Source organism: Xanthomonas campestris pv. badrii (assembly GCF_012848175.1).
Lineage (GTDB): Bacteria > Pseudomonadota > Gammaproteobacteria > Xanthomonadales > Xanthomonadaceae > Xanthomonas > Xanthomonas campestris_C.
The window spans coordinates 2,614,485-2,639,042 of the sequence record NZ_CP051651.1; the positions used below are offsets into that span (position 1 = coordinate 2,614,485).

Annotated in this window: 22 protein-coding genes and 1 other RNA gene; 7 read left to right on the forward strand and 16 right to left on the reverse strand. The window is 66.9% G+C overall.

Annotated features, from left to right (window positions below):
* Nucleotides 1–118: 118 nt before the first annotated feature.
* From HG421_RS11040 to trpB, 6 genes are all read right to left on the reverse strand, one after another.
* Nucleotides 119–1,057 carry an isopenicillin N synthase family dioxygenase gene (locus HG421_RS11040; protein WP_169706407.1) on the reverse strand — a complete coding sequence of 313 codons (939 nt, stop codon included), beginning with the start codon at nt 1,055–1,057 and terminating at the stop codon, nt 119–121.
* A gap of 113 nt (nt 1,058–1,170) precedes the next feature.
* Entirely contained in the window at nt 1,171–2,520 is a 1,350-nt protein-coding gene (gene glmM, locus HG421_RS11045; protein ID WP_169706408.1) for a phosphoglucosamine mutase, read from the reverse strand.
* Between the two features lie 136 nt (nt 2,521–2,656).
* A complete protein-coding gene (gene accD, locus HG421_RS11050; protein ID WP_169706409.1) occupies nt 2,657–3,541 on the reverse strand; it encodes an acetyl-CoA carboxylase, carboxyltransferase subunit beta in 885 nt (294 codons plus the stop codon).
* A 339-nt stretch (nt 3,542–3,880) separates the two neighbouring features.
* Nucleotides 3,881–4,687: a tryptophan synthase subunit alpha gene (trpA, locus tag HG421_RS11055; RefSeq protein ID WP_169706410.1), complete on the reverse strand. Its 807-nt coding sequence runs from the start codon at nt 4,685–4,687 to the stop codon at nt 3,881–3,883.
* A 43-nt stretch (nt 4,688–4,730) separates the two neighbouring features.
* Nucleotides 4,731–5,111, reverse strand: coding sequence for a hypothetical protein (locus tag HG421_RS11060; protein ID WP_169706411.1), 381 nt, complete (start codon nt 5,109–5,111; stop codon nt 4,731–4,733).
* A 44-nt stretch (nt 5,112–5,155) separates the two neighbouring features.
* Nucleotides 5,156–6,373, reverse strand: coding sequence for a tryptophan synthase subunit beta (gene trpB / locus HG421_RS11065; RefSeq protein ID WP_169706412.1), 1,218 nt, complete (start codon nt 6,371–6,373; stop codon nt 5,156–5,158).
* A 107-nt stretch (nt 6,374–6,480) separates the two neighbouring features.
* Between trpB and HG421_RS11070 the strand changes: the two genes are divergently transcribed.
* Nucleotides 6,481–7,392, forward strand: coding sequence for a LysR family transcriptional regulator (locus tag HG421_RS11070; protein WP_169706413.1), 912 nt, complete (start codon nt 6,481–6,483; stop codon nt 7,390–7,392).
* A gap of 149 nt (nt 7,393–7,541) precedes the next feature.
* Here the strand turns inward: HG421_RS11070 and HG421_RS11075 are convergent, their stop codons facing one another.
* The 8 genes from HG421_RS11075 to prmB form a co-directional block, all read right to left on the reverse strand.
* Nucleotides 7,542–8,210 carry a phosphoribosylanthranilate isomerase gene (locus HG421_RS11075; protein WP_064508041.1) on the reverse strand — a complete coding sequence of 223 codons (669 nt, stop codon included), beginning with the start codon at nt 8,208–8,210 and terminating at the stop codon, nt 7,542–7,544.
* On the reverse strand, nt 8,207–8,980 hold the full coding sequence (gene truA / locus HG421_RS11080) for a tRNA pseudouridine(38-40) synthase TruA (protein ID WP_169706414.1): 774 nt from the start codon (nt 8,978–8,980) through the stop codon (nt 8,207–8,209). The genes HG421_RS11075 and truA overlap by 4 nt, the downstream gene beginning before the upstream one ends.
* A 196-nt stretch (nt 8,981–9,176) precedes the next feature.
* A complete protein-coding gene (locus HG421_RS11085; protein WP_169706415.1) occupies nt 9,177–9,560 on the reverse strand; it encodes a VOC family protein in 384 nt (127 codons plus the stop codon).
* Entirely contained in the window at nt 9,557–11,494 is a 1,938-nt protein-coding gene (locus tag HG421_RS11090; RefSeq protein ID WP_169706416.1) for a FimV/HubP family polar landmark protein, read from the reverse strand. Before HG421_RS11090 ends, HG421_RS11085 begins: the two co-directional genes overlap by 4 nt.
* Before the next feature lie 301 nt (nt 11,495–11,795).
* Nucleotides 11,796–12,821, reverse strand: a complete 1,026-nt coding sequence (locus HG421_RS11095) for an aspartate-semialdehyde dehydrogenase (RefSeq protein ID WP_169706417.1) — start codon at nt 12,819–12,821, stop codon at nt 11,796–11,798.
* Between the two features lie 84 nt (nt 12,822–12,905).
* A complete protein-coding gene (locus HG421_RS11100) occupies nt 12,906–13,964 on the reverse strand; it encodes a 2-hydroxyacid dehydrogenase (RefSeq protein WP_169706418.1) in 1,059 nt (352 codons plus the stop codon).
* Entirely contained in the window at nt 13,957–15,060 is a 1,104-nt protein-coding gene (aroC, locus tag HG421_RS11105; RefSeq protein ID WP_169706419.1) for a chorismate synthase, read from the reverse strand. The genes HG421_RS11100 and aroC overlap by 8 nt, the downstream gene beginning before the upstream one ends.
* Nucleotides 15,061–15,070: 10 nt before the next feature.
* Nucleotides 15,071–15,997 carry a 50S ribosomal protein L3 N(5)-glutamine methyltransferase gene (gene prmB, locus HG421_RS11110; RefSeq protein WP_169706420.1) on the reverse strand — a complete coding sequence of 309 codons (927 nt, stop codon included), beginning with the start codon at nt 15,995–15,997 and terminating at the stop codon, nt 15,071–15,073.
* Between the two features lie 80 nt (nt 15,998–16,077).
* Here prmB and HG421_RS11115 point away from each other — a divergent pair, with 80 nt between their 5' ends.
* Together HG421_RS11115 and asd are read left to right on the forward strand one after the other, a co-directional pair.
* Nucleotides 16,078–16,728: an SCO family protein gene (locus HG421_RS11115; protein WP_169706421.1), complete on the forward strand. Its 651-nt coding sequence runs from the start codon at nt 16,078–16,080 to the stop codon at nt 16,726–16,728.
* A complete protein-coding gene (gene asd / locus HG421_RS11120; RefSeq protein WP_169706422.1) occupies nt 16,725–17,573 on the forward strand; it encodes an archaetidylserine decarboxylase in 849 nt (282 codons plus the stop codon). The genes HG421_RS11115 and asd overlap by 4 nt, the downstream gene beginning before the upstream one ends.
* A gap of 380 nt (nt 17,574–17,953) precedes the next feature.
* On the opposite strand, the gene HG421_RS11125 is transcribed toward asd, so the two are convergent.
* Nucleotides 17,954–19,537: a transglycosylase SLT domain-containing protein gene (locus tag HG421_RS11125; RefSeq protein ID WP_169706423.1), complete on the reverse strand. Its 1,584-nt coding sequence runs from the start codon at nt 19,535–19,537 to the stop codon at nt 17,954–17,956.
* Nucleotides 19,538–19,819: 282 nt separating this feature from the next.
* Between HG421_RS11125 and HG421_RS11130 the strand changes: the two genes are divergently transcribed.
* The 3 genes from HG421_RS11130 (at nt 19,820) to HG421_RS11140 (ending at nt 22,063) form a co-directional block, all read left to right on the forward strand.
* Nucleotides 19,820–21,325 carry a helicase HerA-like domain-containing protein gene (locus HG421_RS11130; protein WP_169706424.1) on the forward strand — a complete coding sequence of 502 codons (1,506 nt, stop codon included), beginning with the start codon at nt 19,820–19,822 and terminating at the stop codon, nt 21,323–21,325.
* A 26-nt stretch (nt 21,326–21,351) separates the two neighbouring features.
* Nucleotides 21,352–21,873, forward strand: a complete 522-nt coding sequence (locus HG421_RS11135) for a hypothetical protein (RefSeq protein ID WP_169706425.1) — start codon at nt 21,352–21,354, stop codon at nt 21,871–21,873.
* 119 nt (nt 21,874–21,992) lie between these two features.
* Nucleotides 21,993–22,063: non-coding RNA, sX9 sRNA (locus tag HG421_RS11140), on the forward strand.
* A gap of 147 nt (nt 22,064–22,210) precedes the next feature.
* On the opposite strand, the gene nudK is transcribed toward HG421_RS11140, so the two are convergent.
* Complete coding sequence (gene nudK, locus HG421_RS11145) at nt 22,211–22,810, reverse strand: GDP-mannose pyrophosphatase NudK (RefSeq protein ID WP_169706426.1); 600 nt, start codon at nt 22,808–22,810, stop codon at nt 22,211–22,213.
* A gap of 425 nt (nt 22,811–23,235) precedes the next feature.
* On the opposite strand from nudK, the gene HG421_RS11150 reads away from it, so the two are divergent.
* On the forward strand, nt 23,236–24,510 hold the full coding sequence (locus HG421_RS11150) for a DUF4013 domain-containing protein (RefSeq protein WP_169706427.1): 1,275 nt from the start codon (nt 23,236–23,238) through the stop codon (nt 24,508–24,510).
* Nucleotides 24,511–24,558: the final 48 nt, after the last annotated feature.

Consider the following 24,558-nt stretch of genomic DNA (forward strand, 5'->3'; position numbering starts at 1 on the left):
GAATTTTATGAATGGAAGTGTGGCCCGTGTCATGGCTGTGTTGCAGGCGCGGCAATGCATCGCAGCGCCCTCGACTGCTGGCAGCAATGGCACCGCAGACGCCACGACGCCGCCGCGATTACTTCAGCTTGATCTCGCGCAGGCGCTCTTCCAGGAATCCGTGCGCGGTGATCGGCTCGGGATAGCGGCTGGGGTTGTCGGCGCTGATGCACGAGGGCAGCACGTCGATCAGGAAATCCGGATTGGGGTGCAGGAAGAACGGCACCGAATAGCGCGGCTTGCGCGCGGCTTCGCCCGGGGGATTGACCACGCGGTGGATGGTGGACGGGTACACGTGGTTGGTGAGCCGCTGCAGCATGTCGCCGATATTGACCACGATGGTGTCGGCGTCTGCGGTGAATGGCACCCACTCGCCATCGTTGGAGCGCACTTCCAGCCCGGCGGCACTGGCACCGACCAGCAGGGTGATGAAGTTGATGTCGCCGTGCGCACCGGCCCGCACGTTGGGAATGTCGTCGCTGGTGATCGGCGGGTAATGGATCGGGCGCAGGATCGAATTGCCGTTGTTGGTCTTGTCGACGAAATAGTCCTGCGGCAGGCCGATATGCAGCGCCAACGCCGAAAGCACGCGCGAGCCGAGCTGGTCGAGCTGCTGATACAGCTGGTAGCCACGCTCGCGGAAGCCGGGCACTTCGGCCGGCCACAGGTTCGGCGCCATCACCTCGCGGTACGGCGAATCGTCGGGAATCTCGCGGCCGATATGCCAGAACTCCTTCAGATCGAAGTGTTTGGAGTCCTTGGCAGTCTCCACGCCAAAGGCGGTGTAGCCACGTGCGCCACCGCTACCCGGCACGTGGTAGCGGCGCTTGACCTCTTCCGGCAACGCAAAAAATGCCTTGAACACATCGTAGGCCGCATCGATCTCGCTCTGCGCGATGCCGTGATTGCGGATGCCGGCAAACCCCCACTGCCGATAGGCCGCACCGAGCTCGGCGACGAAGGCGTCGCGGTCACTGTCGAAACGGGTGATGTCCAGGGTCGGGATGCGGGCGCTCATACGAATGTCTTGGTCGAAGTAAGGGAAGGCCTGCCGATCAGATCAGCAGGCGATACAACAGGTAGAACGTCGCGGCCTTGGCCACGACCACGCACACGCCAATGATCAGCGACTCACGCCGCGTCACGCACCGCTCCGGAAAGACGGTCGAGCGTGGCCTGCATCAGGCCGGCATCGTCGGCTTCCACGGTCACGCGCACCACCGGTTCGGTGCCCGAGGGGCGCAGGAAGGCGCGTCCGCGCCCCTGCACCGCCGCCTGCGCCTGCTGCAACGCCTGCTGCACACCGGGCGCCTCCACGATCGCCTTGGCGGCGCCGCCATCCAGACGCACGTTCACAGTCTTCTGCGGCACCTTGACCAGATCGCGCAGCGCTTCGCGCAGGCTATGCCCGTCGCGGCCCAGCGCTTCGAGTACCTGCAGCGCGCTGACGATGCCATCGCCGGTGCTGGCACGGTCCAGGCACAGCAGGTGGCCGGAGGTTTCCCCGCCCAGCGTGCCGCCGCCTTCGACCAATGCCTGATGCACGTAGCGGTCGCCGACCTTCGCGCGCTGGAACGGGATCTGCAGCGCGGCCAGCGCCGGTTCCAGCCCGTAATTGGTCATCAAGGTGCCGACCACCGTGCCGGTGAGCCGGCCACTGGCCTGCCACGACCGTGCCAGCACGTACAGCAGGTCGTCGCCGTCGACCGGGTTGCCCTGGTCGTCGGCCATCAGCACACGGTCGCCATCGCCATCGAAGGCAATGCCCAGATGCGCCCCGCTCTCGCGCACCTTGGCAGCGAGATTGTCGATATGCGTCGACCCAACGCCATCGTTGATATTGAGCCCATCCGGTGCGGCGCCGATCACCACCACCTCGGCGCCCAGCTCGCGGAACAGCATCGGTGCGATGTGATAGGTGGCGCCATGCGCGCAGTCCAGCACCATCTTCAGTCCCTGCAGGGTGAACCCGCGCGCCACGCTGGCCTTGCAGAACTCGATGTAGCGGCCGATCGCGTCGCGGGTGCGGATCGCCTTGCCCAGGCGCTCGGATTCCACGGTGTGGAACGGCTCGTCCAGGGCGGCTTCGATCGCCGCTTCGGTGGCGTCGTCGAGCTTCTCGCCTTCGGCGGAAAAGAACTTGATGCCGTTGTCGTAGTGCGGGTTGTGCGAGGCACTGATCACCACCCCGGCATCGGCGCGCAGGGTGGTGGTCAAAAACGCGATCGCCGGTGTCGGCATCGGCCCGATCATCTGCACGTCGGCACCGGCCGCGACCAGGCCGGCCTCCAACGCCGCTTCGAACATATAGCCGGAAATGCGCGTGTCCTTGCCGATCAACACCAGTGGACGCCTGCTGCGGCCCTGGGTGAGCACACGACCCAGCGCATTGCCCAGGCGCAGCACGAAATCGGCCGAGATCACGCCCTGCCCGACCCGCCCGCGGATGCCGTCGGTACCGAAATATTTGCGGGCGCTCATGGAGCTGGGACCGAAGAAGCCGGGATCGGGGACCGGGGACCCGGGACCCGGGAAAAGCGCGGCCTTCTAGCTGTGGACGTCCGAGGACTGCTTCTTCCGGGTCCCCGGTCCCGGGTCCCGGGTCCCGTCCCCGCCTTCACGCCAGCGCCTCCTGCGGGCGCGCCTGCCGCATCATCATGGCGGTGAGCTCGGCGATGCGGTCGCGCATCTGGCGACGGTCGCAAATCTGGTCGATGGCGCCGTGGTCGAGCAGGAATTCCGAGCGCTGGAAACCTTCCGGCAACGTTTCGCGCACGGTCTGCTCGATCACGCGCGGGCCGGCAAAGCCGATCAGCGCATGCGGCTCGGCGATGTTGATGTCGCCCAGCATGGCAAACGATGCCGACACGCCACCGGTGGTGGGATGGGTCAGCACCGAGATGTACGGCAGGCCGGCTTCGCGCAGGCGCCCGAGCGCCGCAGAGGTCTTGGCCATCTGCATCAGCGAGAACAGGCCTTCCTGCATGCGCGCACCGCCACTGGCGGAAAAGCACACGAACGGGCAACCCACTTCCAGCGCCACTTCGGCCGCACGCGCAAAGCGCTCGCCGACCACCGACCCCATCGAGCCGCCCATGAAGGCGAAGTCGAAGGCGGCGGCGACTAGCGGATTACCCTTGAGCGTGCCGCGCATGGCGATCAGCGCGTCGTATTCGCCGCTGGCCTTCTGGCTGGCCTTGATGCGTTCGCCGTAACGCTTCTGGTCCTTGAACTTGAGCACGTCGACCGGGCCCAGCTGGGCGGCGATCTCGGTGGTCGCGGTCTCCGGGTCGAACAGCGAGTTCAGCCGCGCGCGGGCGCGAATGGCCATGTGGTGGTCACACTTCGGACACACCTCCAGGTTCTCCTCAAGCTCCGGGCCGTACAGCGCGCTGCCGCAGTTGCTGCACTTTTCCCACAGACCCTCGGGAACGCTGCGCTTCTTGGCCGGGGTGTTCTCGGTGCGGATGCCGGAGGGCATCAATTTGCTGAGCCAACTCATGCGTGTATGACAATCCATGCAGGGCGGCCTTGCGGGCCGCAGAGGGGCAACAGTCTAACGCAGCGCCCCAGGCTGGTGCAGCGCGCGCCCGACACGGCGGGTTGCCGTTGCGGCGCAGCGTTGGGGTACAGCGCTGTGGTGCAGGCTGTCGGGCGATGTGCAGCAGGTTGGCTTGCTGTGGGATGCCGTGTGTCGATAGCCGTCATCACCTTCGTTCAGCAAGGCGCTGCTTCGCCCGTACCCTCACCCCAACCCCTCTCCCGCAGGAGAGGGGCTTTGATTCCTTCCCCCGTCGGGACATTGGCCTACTTCATGTGGGAGAAGGTCCTTGGCCTGGCGTCAGCGGCGATCCAGCGCCTGCCGAAGCGGGGCCAGGAAGGCTTCGGCGCGTTCGCGGGCGCTGCGGACATCGCCCGCTTCGGCCAGGGCCGCCACCAGGGCGCTGCCGACCACCACGCCGTCGGCATCGACGGCCATCGCGGCCGCGCTGGCAGCATCCTTGATGCCGAAGCCGGCCACCACCGGCGCACCTGCGCGCTGTCGCAACTGGCGCAGGCGATCGCTGGCGGCGTGGGTATCGAGCCGGTCCGAAGCCCCGGTGACGCCTGCGAAACTGACGTAGTACAGATAGCCCTGCGCGGTACTGCACAGCATGTCCAGGCGCTGCTCGCTGGTGGTCGGCGAGGCCAGCGCGATCAGGGCCAGCCCGACGTCGCTGAAGATGTCGCGGGTTTCGTCGGCTTCCTCCGGCGGCAGGTCGACCAGCAGCAGGCCGTCCACGCCAGCGGCGACCGCGGCTTCGGCGAAACGCCGGGTGCCGTGGATCTCGATCGGGTTGAGGTAACCCATCAGCACCACCGGGGTGGTGGCGTCCTCGCGGCGGAATTCGTGCACCGCTTCCAGCACGTAGGCCAGGCCGGCGCCACGCCCCAGCGCACGCTCGGAACTGCGCTGAATGGTGGGGCCGTCTGCCATGGGGTCGGAGAACGGCACGCCCAGTTCGATGACGTCGGCACCGGCGCGCACCAGCGCATGCATCACCGGCACGGTGGCTTCCAGCGATGGGTCGCCGGCGGTGATGAAGGGGATCAGTGCTTTGCGCCCATTGGCACGCAGCTCAGCGAAGCGGGAATCGATACGACGCATGAAATCACTCGAACAAGGGGGGGAAACCAGCCGCCATGGAACCTCAGGTGGCAAAGAAATACCGCATCAACGCAAAGCACAGCGCAAACAGGTAGCCATAGGAAAATCGATCGATACGGAACACCGGGTCGCCGCGCCGCGCTCGCCACGCACCAAGCGCGGCCATCAGCCCGCCGGCGACCAGTGGCGCGATCACTACCGCTGCCAGTCGCGCGCCGTGGGTCGCCGTGAGGTGCTGGGGCAGCAGCCAGAGACTGACACCGCCAAGCAGTGCACCCAGGATGGCGTAGCCCACTGCCGCCAGCCATGGCGAGGGCCTACGCTCGAACGACTCGGCGACGGAATGCAGGCCGAGTTCGATCAGCATCTCGGCCAAGGCCTGCAGCAGCACCTCGGCCACCAACTGGATCAGTCCTTCGAGCATCGCCTCGTCCCTGCATCCGGATAGAGCGTTAGCCACAGCCGCGCCTAGAGCGCGATTCCCTCGCGCGCGGCGATGGTGTGCACATCCTTGTCGCCGCGCCCGGACAGGTTGCACAACACCAGCGCATCCTTGGGCATCTCGCGTGCCAGCTTGATCGACTGCGCCACCGCATGGCTGGACTCCAACGCCGCCAGAATGCCCTCGGTGTGCGCCAGCAGGTGGAAGGCGGCCATCGCCTCGTCGTCGGTGATGCCCTGATACACCGCGCGGCCGCTATCGGACAGGAAAGAGTGCTCCGGCCCGACGCCGGGGTAATCCAGGCCGGCGGAGATCGAGTGGGTTTCAGTGATCTGGCCGTCGTCGTCGCAGATCACGTAGGTGCGGTTGCCGTGCAGCACGCCCGGGCGACCTGCGGCGATGGATGCGGCATGCCGGCCGGTGGCGATGCCGTCGCCCGCCGCCTCGGCGCCGTAGATCTTGACGCCGGGGTCGTTGAGGAAGGCGTGGAACAGCCCGATCGCATTGCTGCCGCCACCGACACAGGCGCTGATCGCATCCGGCAGCCGGCCGTAGTCCTGCAGCATCTGCTCGCGTGCTTCGCGGCCAACGATGGCATTGAAGTCGCGCACCATGCGCGGATACGGGTCCGGGCCGGCCACGGTGCCGATGATGTAGAACGTGTCGCGCACATTGGTCACCCAGTCGCGCATCGCCTCGTTGAGCGCATCCTTGAGCGTGGCAGAGCCGGAGGTCACCGGGATCACCGTCGCGCCCAGCAGCTTCATGCGGTAGACGTTGATCTTCTGCCGCTCGATGTCGGTGGCGCCCATGTAGACCACGCACTCCAGGCCCAGCCGCGCCGCCACCGTGGCACTGGCCACGCCGTGCTGGCCGGCGCCGGTCTCGGCGATGATGCGGGTCTTGCCCATGCGGCTGGCCAGCAGGGCCTGACCGATGGTGTTGTTGATCTTGTGCGCGCCGGTGTGGTTCAGGTCTTCGCGCTTGAGCAGGATCTGCGCGCCACCCACTTCACGACTGAGCCGCTCGGCGTGATAGATCGGGCTGGGCCGGCCGACGTAGTGCTTGAGGTCCTTGTCGTACGCGGCGATGAAGCCCGGATCCTGGCGCGCCTGGTCGTAGGCGGCAGCCAGTTCCTGCAGCGGGCCGATCAGGGTTTCGGCGACGAAGCGGCCGCCGAACTTGCCGAAGTGGCCGGCAGCATCCGGGTAGGCGTAAAAGTCACTGATGGGCTGGGCCGACATGGGAATCCTCTGCAGCAATGCGGTCATACGCGAAGCCGCAACTCTACCGCAGGCCGGCAGCGCGATAAATCGATAAGATGGCCGCAACCTGTGATCTGGACTCACACATGACGGTATCGCTCCCGCCGCTGGCCGCCTTGCGCGCCTTCGAGGCCGCCGCCCGCCTGCAGAGCGTCAGCCGGGCCGCACAGGAGTTGCACGTGACCCATGGCGCCATCAGCCGCCATGTGCGTTCGCTGGAACAGGCACTGGGCGCGGCCTTGTTCGCCCGCCAGGGCCGCGGCCTGATCCTCACCGCCGCCGGGACACGGCTGCGCGACGCCACCGGCGAAGGATTTGCCCTGATCGGCGATGCCTGGGCGGCGCTGCGTCACCCGGCCAGCGAGGCGCCACTGGTGTTGGGGTGCTCGGGCAGCCTGCTGGCGCGCTGGGTCATTCCCCGCCTGGGCCGGCTGCAACGCGACCTGCCCGACCTGCGCCTGCACCTGTCGGCCAACGAGCAACCACCTGGCCCGGACCTGGACGGCCTGGACGCGGCCCTGCTGCTGGAATCGCCACCGTGGCCGGGCGAGTGGCAGGTGCACGAGCTCGGCGTGGAATGGATCGGCCCGGTGCTGAGCCCGCAGCTGGCAGCGACCTTGCAGCTGGATCACCAAAGCCCTGAGGCACTGCGCGATCACCCAGTCCTGCACACGCGCTCGCGCCCGCAAGCATGGCCGGAATGGGCCCAGGCGCACGACATGGCGCCCGACATCTTGCGCCTGGGCACCGAATTCGAACATCTGGTCTATCTGCTGGAGGCGGCCGCCGCCGGCCTGGGCGTGGCGATCGCCCCGCAACCGCTGGTGGCCGCGGACCTGGCGGCCGGACGCCTGCTGGCGCCGTGGGGATTCACCCCAACCAACGGACGCTGGGTGCTCTGTGCCGCAAGACGCAACCCGGACCCCCGCATCGCGCGACTGGCAAACTGGCTGCGCACCGCACTTGCCGAGGATCAGCACGCGTCACTGATCACCTGAGCGCCATCCTGTGGCCATCCTGATGCTGGATGCGAGCTCAGCGCCGCTAGAAACATCAAAGTCTCAAGCCTTCTGATCGCCCACTGGAAAAATTCGCCAACGGCGCCCACCGCTTTTCGATTCCCAATTCCCGATTCCCGATTCCCGACTCACCCCAACTCGTGACAGTCGGCGCGGCGCACTTCTTCGACGAACTTGCGCATCTTGTGGCCGTCCTTGATGCCGGGGGCCAGTTCGACACCACTGGACACATCCACGCCCCACGGCAAGGTGGCGACGATGGCATCGAAAACATTGTCGGCATTGATGCCGCCGGCGAGCAGGAACGGGCGGTGCAAGCCGGTGGGCAGGCGCGACCAGTCGAAGGTCTTGCCGGTGCCGCCGCCAGCACCCGGCGCATGGCTGTCGAACAGGAAACCGGCGGTATTTGGATAGGCCAGCTGCAAGGTGCGTGCGTTGGCATCTTCGCCGTTGACGCCAGCGCTCCCCATCGGCACCGCCTTGAGATACGGCAGGTTGAAGCTGCGGCAGAACGCGTCGTCTTCCTCTCCATGGAATTGCAGCAAGGTCGGGCGCACGGTGCGCACCACCTCGCGCACCTCTTCCTTGGAATTGTTGCGGAACAAGGCCACCACATCGACCATCGGCGCGGTCGCCTGGCGCATCGCGCGTGCCTCGGCCGGCGCCACGCGGCGCGGGCTGCCGTGCGCAAAGATGAAACCTACCGCGTCCACACCCAGCTCCCCGGCCAGTCGGATATCACCGGCGCGGGTCATGCCGCAGAACTTGATACGGGTGCGGTACAGCGATCGATTCATTGGGTCACCTCGGCAGGCAGATGCCACTCTGCAGGATACAGAGGCCCGATAAACACCAGGCCTTGTGGCGGCGCTGTCGGGCCGGCAACCGTGCGGTCGCGTCCGGCCAGCAACGTCGCGATCCAGTCGGCCGGTTGCTCACCGGACCCGACCAACATCAGCGAGCCAACGATATTCCGCACCATGTGATGAAGGAATGCATTGGCCTGGACCTCCACTTCCACCACCTCGCCATCGCGCCGCACGCTGATCGCCTGCAGGTTGCGACGTGCATGCAGCGCCTGGCATTGCACGCTGCGGAACGCGCTGAAGTCGTTCTCGCCCTGCAGCGCCTGTGCGGCGAGATGCATGGCGTCGGCGTCGAGCGGGCGACGCTCCCAACTCAGGGTCTGCCGATGCAGGGCTGGACGGATCTGGCGATTCAGCAGGCGGTAGCGGTAGCGCCGCGCGCGCGCGGAAAAGCGCGCATGAAAATCGTCGGCGGCCGGCACGCACCAGCGCACCGCGACCGATGCAGGAAGCCGCGCGGTGGTGCCCAGCGTCCAGCCACGCGGCTCGCGCCGCGCATCGCTGTCGAAATGCACCACCTGGCATTGCCCATGTACGCCGGCATCGGTGCGGCCGGCACACACCACCTGGATCGGCGCATCGGCCACCGACGACAAGGCCGCCTGCAGGCTGGCCTGCACGCTGGGCCCGCCGTGCTCGCCCAGCTGCTGCCAGCCCTGGAATTCGCTGCCGTCATACTCCACGCCCAGCGCGTAACGCATCGGTACCTACCTGTGTGTTCAATCGGTCAACCTGCCGCACGTGCGGCAAACGCAAGCTGACCGGGGTCAGTTCGCAGCAACCCGGTTAGCAGCAACATCGCTGGAGCGCCAGATGCCTGGCATCAACGTCCAGCCTGCACTTCGGTCTGCGCGCACGCCTGGCCATTCCAACGGCGCAGCACCGCAGTGACCTGCCCTACGCGACGGACCGCTCCGACCACACCGCCAGCGTGGAACCGCCCGGCTCGCGGAAATGGAACCGGCTGCCACCCGGGAAACCGAACACCGGCTTGACGATCTCGCCGCCGGCCGCGCGTACGCGTTCGAGCATCGGCGCCAGATCGTCGGCATACAGCACCACCAGCGGGCCACCCTCGGCAGGGGCCGGGACCGCAGTGCGGTAGAAGCCACCGTCCAGGCGGCCGTCGTTGAAGGCCAGGTAATCCGGCCCATAGGCCTGGAACTGCCAGCCGAATACGGCCTCGAAAAAGGCACGACTGGCGTCCGGATCGGTCGAGCCGAACTCCACGTAGTCGATACGGCGCTCGCGCACGGCCATGCTGTCCATGGCCGGGCTCATGCCAGGCGCTCCAGCAGCTGTGCCGCTTCGGCGCGGGTGGCGTCGTCGCTGCTGGCGGCGACCTCCAGCAGCAGCCCGCGCGCAGTGTCCTTGTCGCCCAGGTCCATGTAGGCCACCGCCAGTTCCAGCCGATCGCGTCCGGCCGAGGCGAACTGCCGGTCGGCGACCGGATTCGGCGCGGCGACCGGGGTTACCGGTGCCGGCTCGAAATCCAGCTGGCTTTGCGGCGCGTGGTGTTGCGCCGCGTGATCCGGATCCACGCGGCTCTCATCGGCGCTCGGCGCCGCTGACGCGGGCACAGGCTCGGCGACGGCCGGATGCGCAACGTCGCGCTGCGTGTCGGATGGCCCGGCTGCCGACTCGGGCTCGGGCTCGGCCGGCGGCGTCGGGGCGGCACGCAGCGCGCGCCACTCATCGCTGTTGACCACCACCGGCGCAGCCACCGGTTCGGCCCACTGCGGCTCGCGGCGCAGCACCTCCGACAATGGCGGCTGCGGCGCGGGGGCACGCTCGTCCTCGCGCAGATCGGCCTGTTCGAACTCGGTCTCAGGCAGCACCTCGCGCTCGCTGGGCTCGGTCGCCAGCGCATCGTCCTGTGCGGCGCCTGCAGCGACCGCTGGGGCGGGCGGCATGAAGTCGAACTGGCGCCGGGGCAACGGCGGCAGCGGCGAGGGTTTGCGGCGCCGCGCGGCCAGCCACGCGACCACTGCCGCCACGATCAGCACCAGGCCACCGATCAACCACAGCGGGAAACCGCCGCCTTGCGGCGCGGCCTGCGGCGCCTCGGCCAGGCGCTTCTGCGCCGCGGCCAGGTCGGTGTCCTTCATCGCGATCAAGGCTTGCTGCTGCTGCTTGAGCTTTTCCAGATCGGCCACGCGCGAGCGCAGATCCTGCAATTCCGCATCGCGGGTGGCGATGTCTTCCTTGGCCTGTTGCAACTGTTGATTGGCCGCCATCTCGCCCTCGCCTTCGGCACTGGTGCCGGACGTTGCGCCGGCAGTATTGGTCTGACTCGCCACTGCCGGGGCGATTTCGAGCCGCGCGCCATTGCCGGCGGCAGGTGTCGCCGGGGCCGGCGTCGCTGCAGCGGCAGCACCGGCGTCGGCCGGCTGCGGAATGGCCGAGCGCGCCTGCCGCCACTGCGCGGCCTGCTCGCGCACCATCACGGCCGCTTCTGCGGCACCGACCTGCGCCAACGCATCTTCCTGCGGCGTGCGCAGGACTGCGCCCTGCTTGAGGCGGTTGATGTTGCCGTTGATGAAGGCGTCGGGATTGGTGCGCAACAGCGCCAGCATGGCCTGATCCAGCGAGTGCCCGCTGGAGCGCGCCACGGATGCGGCGATTTCGGACAAGGTCTGGCCCGCGCGCACCGCCGGCAGCGTATCGCCGGCAGCCGGTGTGGCCGCAGCCGTACCGGCCGCCGGGCGCGCAGGGGGCGCGGCGGTGCCGGCATCGGTGCCGCTGCGCTCGCCTGCCGCCACGAGTGCGGCAGCAGGTTCGCGGGCGATGGTATTGCTGGCGCCGGCCTGCGGCGCGTCGATGGCCGGTTCGGCGATGGCTGCAGCGGTATTGGGCGCATCCACCAGCGCCGCGTATTCGCGCACCAGGCGGCCCTGGGCCCACTCCACTTCGATCAGGAAGTTGATCGCCGGCCGGTCCACCGGCTGGCTGCTGGTGACGCGGATCACCGCGCGCCCGCGCGCATCCTGTGCGAACTGGAACTGCAGGTTGCTGACCAGCCCCTGCGGCCGCTCCAGGCCGACACGCGCGAAGGTGGTGGCCGAGGCCAGCGCCACGCGTGCATTGTCGAGCTCGCCCGGCTCATTCGAGATGACCGGAATTTCTGCCACCAGCGGTTGCCCGGGCTTGGACAGCACCCGGATATCGCCCAGCCCCAATGCCATGGCTGCGCCGCTGCATGCCATCAGCAGCAACGCACCTATCCCTTGTATCGGACGCATCGCGCCCCTGCCCCTATGTTTCATGGGCATCAATATAGCCGCTGGATGAGCGAAAAAGTCGCTGCGGTGCCATGCGACATCACGCGAATGGCACGCTGCCGATAGAACCGACCAAGCTGCGGCCCGACGTATGGCCGCGGCATGCAGCCGGCGGCGCGCGCCCTATGCGAGCCGGCCTTGCGCGCACGCGCGCGTAGGAGCGCGCCTGAGCGCGATGAGGCGTTATCGGTAACGCCCGTCGCGCTCGGCGCGCTTCTACGGGTGAACCGCTGGCTCAGCCTTCCTGCGCCACCAGTTCGGCCAGCTGCACGGCGTTGAGTGCGGCGCCCTTGCGGATGTTGTCGGCCACGATCCACAGGTTCAGGCCACGCGGGTGCGAGACGTCTTCGCGGATGCGACCGACGAACACCGCATCCTTGCCTGAGGCATGCGTGACCGGGGTCGGGTAGCCGCCGGGGGTGCGCTCGTCCACCACTTCCACGCCGGGCGATGCTTCCAGCAGCGCACGCGCCGCTTCCACGCTGATCTTGTCGCGGGTCTCGATCGCCACCGCTTCGGAGTGGCCGTAGAACACCGGCACGCGCACTGCCGTCGGGTTCACCTGGATGCTGTCGTCGCCGAGGATCTTGCGGGTTTCCCAGACCAGCTTCATCTCTTCCTTGGTGTAGCCGTTGTCCTGGAAGTCGTCGATGTGCGGGATCAGGTTGAAGGCGATCTGCACCGGAAAGCGCTGCGGGTCGATGTCCTGGAAGCTCAGCAGCTCGCTGGTCTGCTTGCCCAGCTCTTCCATCGCCGAACGCCCGCCGCCGGAGACCGACTGGTAGGTCGCCACGTTGATGCGCTCGATCCCGTAGGCGCGGTGGATCGGGCCCAGCGCCACCAGCATCTGCATGGTCGAGCAATTGGGGTTGGCGACGATGCCGCGTGGGCGCTGCTTCAGCGCTTCCGGGTTGACTTCGGAGACCACCAGCGGCACGTCGTCGTCGTAACGGAAGGCCGAGGAGTTATCGATCACCACCGCACCTGCCGCGGCGAACTTGGGGCCGTACTCCTTGGACACGCTGCCGCCTGCGGAGAACAGCGCGATGTCCACGCCGGTGGGGTCGAACTCGGCCAGGTCCAGCACATCGACCTTGCCGCCGTTGAATTCCACCTGCCCGCCGGCCGAACGCGACGACGCCAGCGCATACAGGGTGGCGACCGGGAACTGGCGCTCGGCCAGGATGCTCAGCATGGTCTCGCCGACAGCGCCGGTGGCGCCCACGACCGCGACGTTGAAACGACGGTTTTCGTTGCTCATGAGATTGTCTTTATCGAAGGGGGAAAGAAGGGGAGCACTGCGCGCTGGGTTCGGGGAACCTCCAAAGCTGGCCGCGGAGGTTCCCTATCGTTTGATCGACACGGTTTTTTTCGCGCCCAGGATCGCGCCGCCGTGTTTGGCAGCGGCAATCGCATCGGCATTGAGCGCGCTCGGCGGATGCCCGGCCTGCGGGCCCTTGCCCAGGGCGGCGATCAGGTTGTCCACCGCCAGTTGCACCATCGCGCGGCGGGTGGCCAGGCTGGCGCTGCCGATATGCGGGGTGAGCACCACGTTGTGCAGCGCCAGCAACTCCGGACGCACACGCGGCTCGCCTTCGTAGACATCTAGGCCGGCACCGGCCAGGCGGCCGTTGGCTAATGCATCGGCCAGCGCCAGCTCATCGACGATGCCGCCGCGGGCAATGTTCACCAGCGTGGCGGTGGCGCGCATCTTGCCCAGCGCCGCGGCATCGATGATGTGGTGTGAGTCCTTGGTGTACGGCAGCACCAGCACCAGGTGATCGGACTGCGCCAGCAACGTCTCGAAATCGACGTACTGCGCGCCCAGCGCCTGCTCGGTGGCGGCCGGCAACTGGCTGCGGTTGTGATAGAGCACGCGCATGCCGAAGCCGTGTGCGCCGCGCCGCGCGATGCCCTGCCCGATCCGGCCCATGCCCAGGATGCCGAGCGTGCTGCCGTGGATATCGGCGCCGAGCATGGTCTTGAACGACCATTGCCCCCACTGCCCATCGCGCAACCAGCGCTCGGATTCGGTGATGCGGCGCGCGGTGGCCATCAGCAGCGCGAAGCCGAGATCGGCAGTGGTTTCGGTGAGCACGTCCGGGGTGTTGCTGGCCAGGATGCCGGCCGCACTCAAGGCGTCGATGTCGAGATTGTTGTAGCCCACGCCGACATTGGCGACGGCGCGCAGCTGCGGTGCGGAGGCGATTTCTGCCGCACCAACCCGCTCGTTGAGCGTGATCAGCGCGCCGTCCAGCGATGCCAGCCGCGCGGCCAGCTCGGCCGGCGACCAGGCGGTGACACGCTCGGTGGTGGTCAGCTCGAAATGCTCGCCCAGTTGCGCAACCACGTCGTCGAACAGCGGCTGGCTGACCCACACCCTGGCGCGACGCGAGTCAGACATCGACCTGACCGGGAATGCGCGGCGCCACCTCACCGACATCGCCGCATTGCGCACGGTGACGCAGCGCCTGGTCCATCAGCACCAGCGCCATCATCGCCTCGGCGATCGGGGTGGCGCGGATGCCTACGCACGGGTCGTGCCGGCCGGTGGTGATCACATCGACCACGTTGCCGTCGGCATCCACCGTGGCGCCAGGCAGGCGCAGGCTGGAGGTCGGCTTGAGCACCATCGAGGCGGTGACCGCCTGGCCGGTGGAAATGCCGCCGAGAATGCCGCCGGCGTGGTTGCTGAGAAAGCCTTCCGGGGTGATCAGGTCGCGGTGCTCGGTGCCTTTTTGCGCGGCACTGGCGAAGCCATCGCCGATCTCCACGCCCTTGACCGCATTGATGCTCATCAAGGCAGCGGCCAGTTCGGCATCGAGCTTGCCGTAGATCGGCTCGCCCCAGCCTGCGGGCACACCGCCGGCCACCACGTCCACGCGCGCGCCGACCGAATCGCCGGACTTGCGCAACGCATCCATGTAGCTTTCCAGCTCCGGCACCTGTTCGGCATGCGGCCAGAAGAACGGGTTGTCTTCCACCGCATCCCAGTCGAAACCGGTCGGGCGGATCTGGCCCAGCTGCGACAGGAACCCGCGCACCAGCACGCCATACCGCTGCTTGAGCCACTTCTTGGCGATCACGCCGGCGGCCACGCGCATGGTGGTCTCGCGTGCCGACGAGCGACCGCCGCCGCGTGGATCGCGAATGCCGTATTTCTGCCAGTAGCTGTAGTCCGCATGGCCGGGGCGGAACTGCTGGGCGATGTTGGTGTAGTCCTTGCTGCGCTGGTCGGTATTGCGGATCAGCAGCCCGATCGGCGTGCCGGTGGTGCGGCCTTCATAGACGCCGGAAAGGATCTCGATTTCGTCCGCTTCGCGGCGGGCGGAGGTATGCCGGCTCTTGCCGGTGGCGCGCCGCTGCAGATCGTGGGTGAACTCTTCCGGCGCCAGCTCCAGGCCTGGAGGGCAGCCGTCGACGACGCAGCCGATCGCCGGCCCATGCGACTCGCCGAAGGTGGTGACGGTGAACAGCTTGCCGAACGAATTGGCACTCATGCGCGCAGCCTCATCGCTGCGCGGCCAGCTCGCCGATGCGCGCGTGGTGTGCGATCAGCTCGCGGCATTCCACCGCAAAGATGCCCATCTGCCCGACCTTGAACTCGACCCAGGCCAGGTCCACTTCCGGCAGCAGCTTGATCAGGTGCTGCTCGGATTCGCCGACTTCGCAGATCAGCAGACCGTCTTCGCTCAGGTGCTGCGGCGCATCGCGCAGGATCTTCAGCACCAGGTCCAGGCCATCGTCACCGGCACGCAGCCCCAACTCCGGCTCGTAGGAGTATTCCTGCGGCAGCGCGTCGGTCTCCTCGTTGGTGACGTACGGCGGATTGGTCACGATCAGGTCGTACTGACGCCCGCCCAGGCCGGAGAACAGATCCGACTTGAGCAAGCTGACGTTGTCGGCATGCAGGCGCGCCTTGTTTTCGGCGGCCAGCGCCAAGGCGTCATCGCTGATATCCACGCCATCCACATCCCACTGCGGGTTGTAGTGGCCCATGGCGATCGCAATGCAGCCCGAGCCGGTGCACAGGTCCAGCGCACGGGTCACCTCGCGGCCGCCCAGCCACGGCTCGAAGCCGGCCTCGATCAGCTCGGCGATCGGCGAGCGCGGCACCAGTGCACGCGCATCGCTCTTGAAACTCAGGCCGGCGAACCAGGCCTCGCCGGTGAGATAGGCCGCCGGCACGCGTTCAGTGATGCGACGCTCGAACAGGCCCAGCACCCGCTCTTTTTCCTCACGCAGCAGCCGTGCCTGGCCATACGCCGGGCCCAGGTCGTGCGGCAGGTGCAGGCTGTGCAGCACCAGCTGGGTGGCTTCGTCCAGCGCGTTGTCGTAGCTGTGGCCGAAGGTCAGACCGGCTTCGTTGAAACGGCTGGTGCCGTAGCGGATCAGGTCGATGATGGTGTGCAGTTCGTCGGCCGCGGCGGCAGTCATGGCAACAACTAAAAAGGAATCGGGCCCCGATTATAGAGGTCGGATCGGTATCATGAGCGTCCGTTGCACTGGAAACCGCCATGTTCAATCGCAATACCGGCATCGTGCTGCTGGTGGCGCTGGTCGCCGGCCTGGGGCTGTTGCTGGGCCAGAAGTTTTTCGGCAGCGCGCCCAGCTCACCGTGGCCGCCCACCCGGACCATCACCTTCTATCCGCAGCCGCGCCCGCTGCCGCAGTTCAGCCTGCGCCAGTCCGACGGCACCCAGCTGGTGCCCGGCGAACTCAACGGCCACTGGACCCTGGTCTTCCTGGGCTTCACCTTCTGCCCGGATGTCTGCCCGACCACGCTGACCGATCTGGCGGTGGCGCAGCAGCAGTGGGAAAGCATTCCTGATGGGTTGCGCCCGCGGGTGCTGTTCGTGTCGGTGGACCCGCAGCGCGACCCGCCGGCGCGGCTGGGCGAATACGCCCACGCCTTCCACAAGGACACCCTGGCTGCCACCGCTGACGTACCGGCGCTGCAGCGCTTTGCCACCGCACTGGGCTTCGTGTTCCAGAAGGTGCCGGGAAAGGGCTTCGAGCAGAATCCCAACGACTACAGCATGGATCATTCGGCCGGCATCGCCGTGCTCGATCCGCAGGGCCGCCTGGCCGGCCTGATCCGTCCCCCGCTCGATCCGAAGGCGATTGCCGCCGACCTCCAACAGCTGACCAAGGTAACCGCTCCGTGAGTTTCGTCACTTCCCTGACCTACGTGCTGCCGCATCGGTTGCTGTCGTCGATGGCGCGCGCGCTGGCGTACTCGCAGACACCGTCCACCAAGCAATGGCTGATCGATACGGTGACGCGCAAGTTCGGCGTGGACCTGAGCGAGGCGCAGGAACCCGACCCGCGCGCCTACCCCACCTTCAACGCCTTCTTTACCCGCGCCCTCAAGCCCGGCGCACGCGTGCCCGACCCGGACCCGGCCGCCTTGCTGATGCCGGCCGATGGCCGCATCAGCCAGCTTGGCCCGATCGAGAACGGCCGCATTTTCCAGGCCAAGGGGCAGTCGTTCACCGCCGCCGAACTGCTGGGCGACGAGGAAGCCGCAGCGCCGTTCAACAACGGCCTGTTCGCCACCGTGTACCTGTCGCCGAAGGACTACCACCGCGTGCACATGCCGTGGACCGGCACCCTGCGCGAAACTGTGCACGTCCCCGGCCGGCTCTTCAGCGTGGGCCCGGATGCGGTGCGCAATGTGCCGCGCCTGTTCGCGCGCAACGAGCGGCTGGTGTGCCACTTCGATACCGAATTCGGCCCGATGGCGTCGGTGATGGTGGGCGCGCTGCTGGTGTCCGGCGTGGAAACGGTGTGGAGCGGCGTGGAGATTCCACGCTATGGCGATCGCATTACGCGCAAGGATTATCGCGGCAAGGGCATCGTGCTGGAGAAGTTTGCGGAGATGGCCAGATTCAACTACGGCTCGACCGTGATCGTGCTGCTGCCGCCGGGTGTCGCCCAGCTCGATGGCGGACTTGCGGCAGAGACATCGGTGCGGCTGGGTCAAGCGCTCGCACGTCGCCAGATGAGCTGATCACCGCGGCACGCTGACAATCCCCCGCGTCGGTGCGCATGACGACAGAGCTGTGTCGTGGCGGGTCTTCCGGTGATTGGACGTTCTCGATAACGCCTCGCGCGACAACGCGCGTCGTGCCCAATCCGGCAATCGGCCAACTGTGGCGGCATGCAGCGACGCAGCTGCAGGAGCGGACCTGGCCGCAACAGGGCGTTCTCGATGGCGCTTCGTGCGCAGGCGCGTGTCGCACTCCCAGCTTTCGATGTAGACCCAGCCTTCGACGTAGAGCGCCCTCGCTTACGCAGGAGCTAGCGGGATCGCTTCGTCGCGGCCAGGTCCGCTCCTACAGGAGCGCGACCCGGCTCGGGGCGTGCCGACGCGGCACCGCTTGACGCAAGTCAGCGATCGCAACCGGCCAGCTTGATGCTCTGCCCCGGCTTGAGCGCATACGACGGTGCCTTCAGGCCGTTGGCCTTGGCCAGCTCCTTGATCTCGCACTGGTACTTGTTGGCGACGCGGCCCAGCGTGTCGCCCTTGGCGATGGTGTAGCTGCGCACCTGCCTGGCCTTGGGCTTGGCGACCGCCGGCTGGCCGGTGGCCACGGTGGTCGGCACGCCGGCCATCGGGCTGAGGTCGCCCACCGCCACGCTAGGGGTGTATTCGGGGGCGCTGCTGCTACGGACGATTGCGCTGTTGAGATCGGCAGTGACCAGGGTGCGCGCCAGGTCCGCGCGCGGGCCGTTGACGCAGTAACGCGTGTACAGGCTGGCGATGCGGTTGGTGGCATTGATCACGGTGCCGGCCGGCATCCAGCCATCGGGCTCGTAACGCGGATTGAGATTGCGCAGCGCGCGCATGTAGCCATCGCGCGTGCCCATGCTGCCCAGGCAAATGGTGAGCTCGTAGATGGAGCTCGACTTGGCCAGCTTGATGGTGGCCGGTTGCGCGTCGAGCTTGGCAAAGTCCACGCCGTACTGGCGCGGGTGCAGGAAGATCCACGCCGCGGCGATCACCATCGGCACGTAGTCCTTGGTTTCGGCCGGGAACTGGTTATAGACGTCCTGCTCCCAGAAACCGCGTCCGCCGGACTGCGCGAACACGCGCGCCGCGCGACCTTCACCGCCGTTGTAGGCAGCCAGTGCCAGCTCGATGCTGCGGTTGAGCCCGGCCATGCGCTCGTTGAGATAGGCGGCGCTGGCTTCGGCCGCGCTACGCGCGTCGAAACGAGTGTCGAAGCCGGTGCCATCCGGGCCCAGTCCGAAGCGCCGGCCGGTGGCGGGCATGAACTGCATCAGCCCGGCGGCGCCGGCACGCGAGTTGGCGTGCACCTTGCCGTTGGATTCCTTGGCCATGATGCCGAACAGCAGCGCCTCGGGCAGGCCGCGCTTCTGCCATTCCGGCCACATCACCCCACGCAGGTTGCTGTAGTTCTCGTAGCTGGTCATCAGCGCCGGCCGCATGTCGGTCAACCAGCGACGGATGCCGGCCTGCACGGCCGGGTTGTATTGCACCATCTTGTCGAAGGCGTGGCGCTGGTCGTTGAGCAACGAGGCGGCACGTGCGGCCTCGGGCACGCCGTTGGCAGCCGGGCCGAGATGGTCGGGGTCGGCCTGCAGCAAGGTGTCGTCGTCTTCCGGGTCCTCTGCGGCCTGCGCCTCTGCGTCGGCGCGCGCCTTCAGCAACCGCTTGTATGTCGCCAGCTGGTTGGAGACCAGGCAACCGCGCTGCTTGATGCAGGCGTCGATGACATCCTCCATGTCCTCCAGCGCGGCGTCGCCTTCGGCGGTGCCCTTGGGGTCGGCGTTGTTCACCAGCACCAGCGCGTCGCGGTAGCGCTTCTCGGCGGCGGCCATGCGTGCGTCCAGCGCGGCGACCTTTTCGGTATCGCGCTTGGACAGGGCCTGGGCGGAAGGAGCGAGAGACAACAGCGCCAGCACGGCCAGAACAGGCCATGGGCGCAAACCAGAATGAGCGAGCGGCATCGTCGGCAGTACAGCGGAAAGGCAGGCAGGGTAGCCGCCGGGGCAACACCGGGGCAAGGCGCGGCAGCCGCCAGGGTCAGTGGCCCGTTAGCTTGGCGAGCATCCCGGCCGCGACGATCGTCTGCAGATCGGGGTATTTCGACGCGCGGCGGGCAGGTCGATGGACCCGCTGCCCGGGTCTGCTCCTTCGTCCGCACATTCGGGCGAGTCATGGGTGGCCCGTCCGGCTGGCCTGCCACCGTTGCCCGCTAGAATCCGGTCTTTCTTCACCGGATCAGTGCAATGGCCTCGTTCCTGCTCGGCAAAGGCGTCACCGACGACATCCCGGTCATCCTGGAAGGCCGCTTCGGCAATCGGCATGGCCTGGTGGCTGGCGCCACCGGCACCGGCAAGACGGTGACCCTGATGACCCTGGCCGAGGGCTTCTCGCGGCTGGGGGTACCGGTGTTCCTGGCAGACGTGAAGGGCGACGTGGCGGGCCTGGCAGTGGCCGGCGACGGCGCGCGCGGCGTGCTGCAGCGCGCCACGGATGTGGGCATTGCCGACTACGCGCCGGCCGCCAGCCCGGTGGTGTTCTGGGACCTGTATGGGCAGCTCGGTCACCCGGTACGCACCACCGTGAGCGAGATGGGCCCCACCCTGCTCGCGCGCATCCTGGAACTCAACGACACCCAGTCCGGCGTGCTGGACATCGTGTTCAAGCTCGCCGACGACCGCGGCCTGTTGCTGCTGGATCTGGACGACCTGCGGGCACTGCTGGCGCTGGTGGTGGAAGAACGCAAGGAGTTGTCCACCAGTTACGGGCTGGTGTCGGCGCAGTCGGTGGCCGCGATCCAGCGCGCACTGTTGCGCCTGTCGCAAGACGGCGGCGAGCAGTTCTTCGGCGAACCGGCGCTGGAGCTTGCCGAGCTGATGCGCGTGGCACCGGACGGCCGCGGCGTGATCGGCATCCTGGCGGCCAACCAATTGGTGCTCAAGCCCAAGCTGTATTCCACGTTCCTGCTGTGGCTGTTGTCCGAGCTGTTCGAAGGCTTGCCGGAAGTGGGCGACGTGGAACAGCCCAAGCTGGTATTCGTGTTCGACGAGGCGCACCTGCTGTTCGACGATGCGCCAGCCGCGCTGGTGCAGCGCATCGAACAGGTGGTGCGGCTGATCCGTTCCAAGGGCGTGGGCATCTATTTCTGCTCGCAGTTTCCCGACGATATTCCCGACACCATCCTCGGCCAGCTCGGCAATCGCGTGCAGCACGCACTGCGCGCCTACACGCCGCGCGACCAGAAGGCGGTCAAGACGGCGGCGCAGACCTTCGTGGCCAATCCCAGGCTCGATGTGGCCTCGGCCATTTCCAGCCTCGGCACCGGCGAAGCACTGGTTTCGCCGTTGCAGGGCAAGGGTGTGCCGGCGCCGGTGCAGCAGACCCTGATCGCCCCGCCGCGCTGCCGCATGGGTGCCATCAGCGCGCCCGAACGCGCACAGGTGCGTGCGGCCAGCCCGGTCGGCACGCGCTACGACACGGCCATCAACCGCGAATCGGCCGCCGAACTGCTGGCACGCCGCGTCGAACAGGTCGCGGAGCAGACTGCCGCCCCGCCTGCCCGCACCCGCGAGGACGAGGAAACGCAGGACAGCGGTTTCGGAAAAGCGGTCAAGGACGCCGTGTTCGGCACCGGACGTCGCCAGGGCATGCTGGAAACGATGGCCAAGCAGACATCGCGCACCATCGGTAGCAAGATCGGCCAGCAGATCGTGCGTGGCATTTTTGGAAGTATTTTTGGTGGGAAGCGTTGAGTGCGACACTGAGAAGAGGAAGCGCCATGAGCAAGGATGCAATGAAGACCTTACTGGCTTGCACGATCGCCACCGCAATCGGCGTCGCCAGCACGGCCTCAGCTGAACAGACAAACCCGAATGACCTGTGGCCTCTACAGCGTCAGCAGCTGCTGACCGGTACGTACATAGGGAAACTCAGCTCCTACACGCAAGACTGCCAGACTGTCAGCGCCGAGCTTTTTCTTTCGATGCCGACGCCGAGCAGAGACATGCAGCGCTATACGTTGAAAACCATCTGCATCGCTGGCGGCCAATTGAATGATCCACCGCGGACGATTACCGGCTTCTGGGACCTGGACGAGAACAGCGGTAGCTGTCTGACACTTAACTTCATGGACGTCAACGATCCGATGGTCGGACCGAACATTTACGGGTTTGCCGTTGAAGAAGATCAACTCACTTCAGACCATAAACACCCCATATATCTTCTCGCTCAGGACGGCAATAACTGCCACAGTGGCAGATCACCAGAATACGACGACAAGGTGCTTAGAAAAGTGCACTAATTACGACGCGCCTTCTATTTGCGCGAAGGACTACGGCAAGTGACAAGCGTGCCTCTTTGAGCATTTAACAAAACTACTGCGCCGCCGCCAGGCGGGCGCGGTGGGTGCTCGGGATCGGCATGTACCACTTATGCACTCCGGCTCCTCCACGCCGCCCTACCTGACGACCGCTAGCGACGTTTTGTTAGCCGTGCTTAGTGGCTTGGCCGTTACAGTTCCACTTCTACGGATCTGCCACTGTGACACGCAACGCCCGGGATTTAGCAGCGCTTACGGGCGCCAACGCAGTACACGCACCGTCTAGCAACGCTGCGCTCAAAGGATGCGCATACGCTGCCTATACCAGCACCCCGTGCAACTTGGCGTATTGCAGCAGCATGATGGTCTTGGCATCGGCAATCTCGCCGGAGCCGATCATCGCCAGCGCATCGTCGAGTGACAGTTCCAGCACCTCGATCTCCTCACCGTCCTCTTCGACGCCGCCGCCGTCGCTCACCTTGTCCCCGTCGAAGTATTCGCCGACGAAGAAATAAAGCCGCTCGGTGACTGAGCCCGGGCTCATGAAAGCCTCAAAGACCTTGCGCACGTTGTCGATGCGGTAGCCGGTTTCCTCTTCGGTCTCCCTGCGGATACAGGTCAACGCATCGTCCTGATCGAGCAGGCCGGCACAGGCTTCGATCAACATTCCGTCCGGGTTGCCGTTGAGCAGCGTCGGCAGGCGGAACTGCCGTGTGAGCATCACCGTCTGCCTGGCGCGGCTGTAGAGCAGGATGGTGGCGCCATTGCCGCGGTCGTAGGCCTCGCGCGACAGGGTCTGCCAACGGCCGTCCTTGCGCTGGAAATCGAAGGTGACCTTGCGCAGCACATACCAGTTGTCGGACAGCACATCGATGCTGCGCAGGCGGACCTGGGGGTTGCCGGTAGCGGTGGGATCCAAAAGAGACTCCTTGTGGAACTAAGTGATTGTCGTGCGGCGCGGCAATATTGCTATCGCGCCGACCGCGACAACTGTTGAGAGAAACGTGCCATCGCCGGCAGATGCGGCACGGCACCAAGGAGGGAGTTTACGTGGGCCATCGACCCACCCGCGTCGGCCACAACAGGGCGCGCGACGGACAGGCTCGTCCTCGCAGGCCGCCCAGGGACGTGCAATCTCGGCGAAACTGCCCTGCCGGCGGCCGCCGCACCGGTCTCCGGGCACCAGGCAACCCGGTTTCCAACTAGGTCGAGCGCTGCCGCAGCCAGCGCGCCGCTGCCAGTTCCGGGCGTCACCAAACTCCGCCGTCCGCGGCGGCACGCTCCAATTGCATGGCGCCACGCGGCACCGCACAATCCCTTCACATCACACGCTTGGGGAGCGTCATGGAAGATCGTTTTCGCGCACGCACGGTTGCCGCGCAGGCTGCGCCCGCACCGTTCTGGACCCGCATTCCGTCCATCGCCACCTACCCGCTGCGTGGCTCGGCGCTCTACGCGTTGATCGCGCTGACGCTGTGCAGCGCACTGCTCGTGCTGCCGGGCATCCTGACTCTGGTGGTCATGGGCGTGCTGGGCATGGCGACCTACACCTACGCCTTCGACATCCTGCGCCATACCGCCGACGGTCAGCCCGACGCCCCCAGGCTCGGCTACGACAGCTTCGACAGCGCGGTGCTGCGCCTGATCCTGCTGGCCATCGCACTGGGCGTCGTGATCGGCGTGGCCGCCGCAATCGCCGGCCCGTTCGGGCTGACCCTCGCCTATCTGGGCACCATCCTGCTGTTGCCCGGCATGCTGATCTCGCTCGCCATCGACGGCAGCCTGCGCCGTGCACTCAACCCGGCCGTCTCGATCGACATGGCGCTGCGCATCGGCTGGCCGTATCTGGCTGCCTACGGCCTGCTCTACGTGATCCAGGGCAGCGGCACGGCTGCGGTGTTCTTCGCACTGAAATTCCTGCCCCCGCTCGTGCGCGAGGCAACCGTGATGATGACCTCGATCTGGGCCCTGTTCGCCAGCTTCCACCTGCTGGGGTATCTGGTGTACCAGTACCACGAAGAGCTGGGCTACGTGCCCAGCGGCGGGGCTGCGCACGAACGCACCGACCCGGACCAGCGCCTGCTCGACGAGGCAGACCAGTACCTGCGTGACGGCCATTCCGACGAAGCCTTCCAGGCCTTGCGCGGTGCGGTGCGCTCGCGCGCAGTGAGCCTGGCAGTGCACGAGCTGTATCAGCGCCTGCTCCGTCAGCATCACCGCAACGACGAGTTGCGCGAACACACCCGCCAGTACATCAACCGCCTGCTGCAGGAAAAACAGGAGCGCCGCGCGCTGGCACTGCAACGCGAGGCGCTGGATCTGGATGCAACGTTTACGCCGTTGACGCCGGAGCAGGCCACCCTGCTGGCCGAGCGCGCCAAGATGGCCGGCCAGTTCCAGCTGGCCACCGATGGCCTGATGGCCGCCATCGCCGCCTGGCCGCGCGAGCGCATGCTGCCGGCCTGGTCGCTGGACGCAGGCCTGATGCTGGCCGAGCGTTTTGGTCGCGACGAGCAGGCACGTGCGGTGCTGCAGCAGGCGCTGGAACAGTGCGACGACGCTGCCCAACGTACCAAGCTGGAAGCGGCGTTACGTGCGGTGGCCATCCAGCCGGCGTGATCGGTCAGTTCGATTCGCAACCAGCCAGCAGGGTGCGCGCAGCGTTGT

Excerpts from the sequence above, each read along its gene's own strand:
- trpB (WP_169706412.1), bottom strand. The coding sequence starts at position 6,373 with ATGTCGGCCCAGCCCATCAGTGACTTTTACGCCTACCCGGATGCTGCC.
- HG421_RS11085 (WP_169706415.1), bottom strand. The coding sequence starts at position 9,560 with ATGAGCCCGGCCATGGACAGCATGGCCGTGCGCGAGCGCCGTATCGAC.
- HG421_RS11125 (WP_169706423.1), bottom strand. The coding sequence starts at position 19,537 with ATGCCGCTCGCTCATTCTGGTTTGCGCCCATGGCCTGTTCTGGCCGTG.
- prmB (WP_169706420.1), bottom strand. The coding sequence starts at position 15,997 with ATGACTGCCGCCGCGGCCGACGAACTGCACACCATCATCGACCTGATC.
- accD (WP_169706409.1), bottom strand. The coding sequence starts at position 3,541 with ATGAGTTGGCTCAGCAAATTGATGCCCTCCGGCATCCGCACCGAGAAC.
- aroC (WP_169706419.1), bottom strand. The coding sequence starts at position 15,060 with ATGAGTGCCAATTCGTTCGGCAAGCTGTTCACCGTCACCACCTTCGGC.
- HG421_RS11135 (WP_169706425.1), top strand. The coding sequence starts at position 21,352 with ATGAGCAAGGATGCAATGAAGACCTTACTGGCTTGCACGATCGCCACC.
- HG421_RS11130 (WP_169706424.1), top strand. The coding sequence starts at position 19,820 with ATGGCCTCGTTCCTGCTCGGCAAAGGCGTCACCGACGACATCCCGGTC.
- HG421_RS11070 (WP_169706413.1), top strand. The coding sequence starts at position 6,481 with ATGACGGTATCGCTCCCGCCGCTGGCCGCCTTGCGCGCCTTCGAGGCC.
- HG421_RS11075 (WP_064508041.1), bottom strand. The coding sequence starts at position 8,210 with ATGAATCGATCGCTGTACCGCACCCGTATCAAGTTCTGCGGCATGACC.
- trpA (WP_169706410.1), bottom strand. The coding sequence starts at position 4,687 with ATGCGTCGTATCGATTCCCGCTTCGCTGAGCTGCGTGCCAATGGGCGC.
- HG421_RS11040 (WP_169706407.1), bottom strand. The coding sequence starts at position 1,057 with ATGAGCGCCCGCATCCCGACCCTGGACATCACCCGTTTCGACAGTGAC.
- HG421_RS11115 (WP_169706421.1), top strand. The coding sequence starts at position 16,078 with ATGTTCAATCGCAATACCGGCATCGTGCTGCTGGTGGCGCTGGTCGCC.
- HG421_RS11060 (WP_169706411.1), bottom strand. The coding sequence starts at position 5,111 with ATGCTCGAAGGACTGATCCAGTTGGTGGCCGAGGTGCTGCTGCAGGCC.
- HG421_RS11100 (WP_169706418.1), bottom strand. The coding sequence starts at position 13,964 with ATGTCTGACTCGCGTCGCGCCAGGGTGTGGGTCAGCCAGCCGCTGTTC.
- truA (WP_169706414.1), bottom strand. The coding sequence starts at position 8,980 with ATGCGTTACGCGCTGGGCGTGGAGTATGACGGCAGCGAATTCCAGGGC.
- HG421_RS11150 (WP_169706427.1), top strand. The coding sequence starts at position 23,236 with ATGGAAGATCGTTTTCGCGCACGCACGGTTGCCGCGCAGGCTGCGCCC.
- glmM (WP_169706408.1), bottom strand. The coding sequence starts at position 2,520 with ATGAGCGCCCGCAAATATTTCGGTACCGACGGCATCCGCGGGCGGGTC.
- HG421_RS11095 (WP_169706417.1), bottom strand. The coding sequence starts at position 12,821 with ATGAGCAACGAAAACCGTCGTTTCAACGTCGCGGTCGTGGGCGCCACC.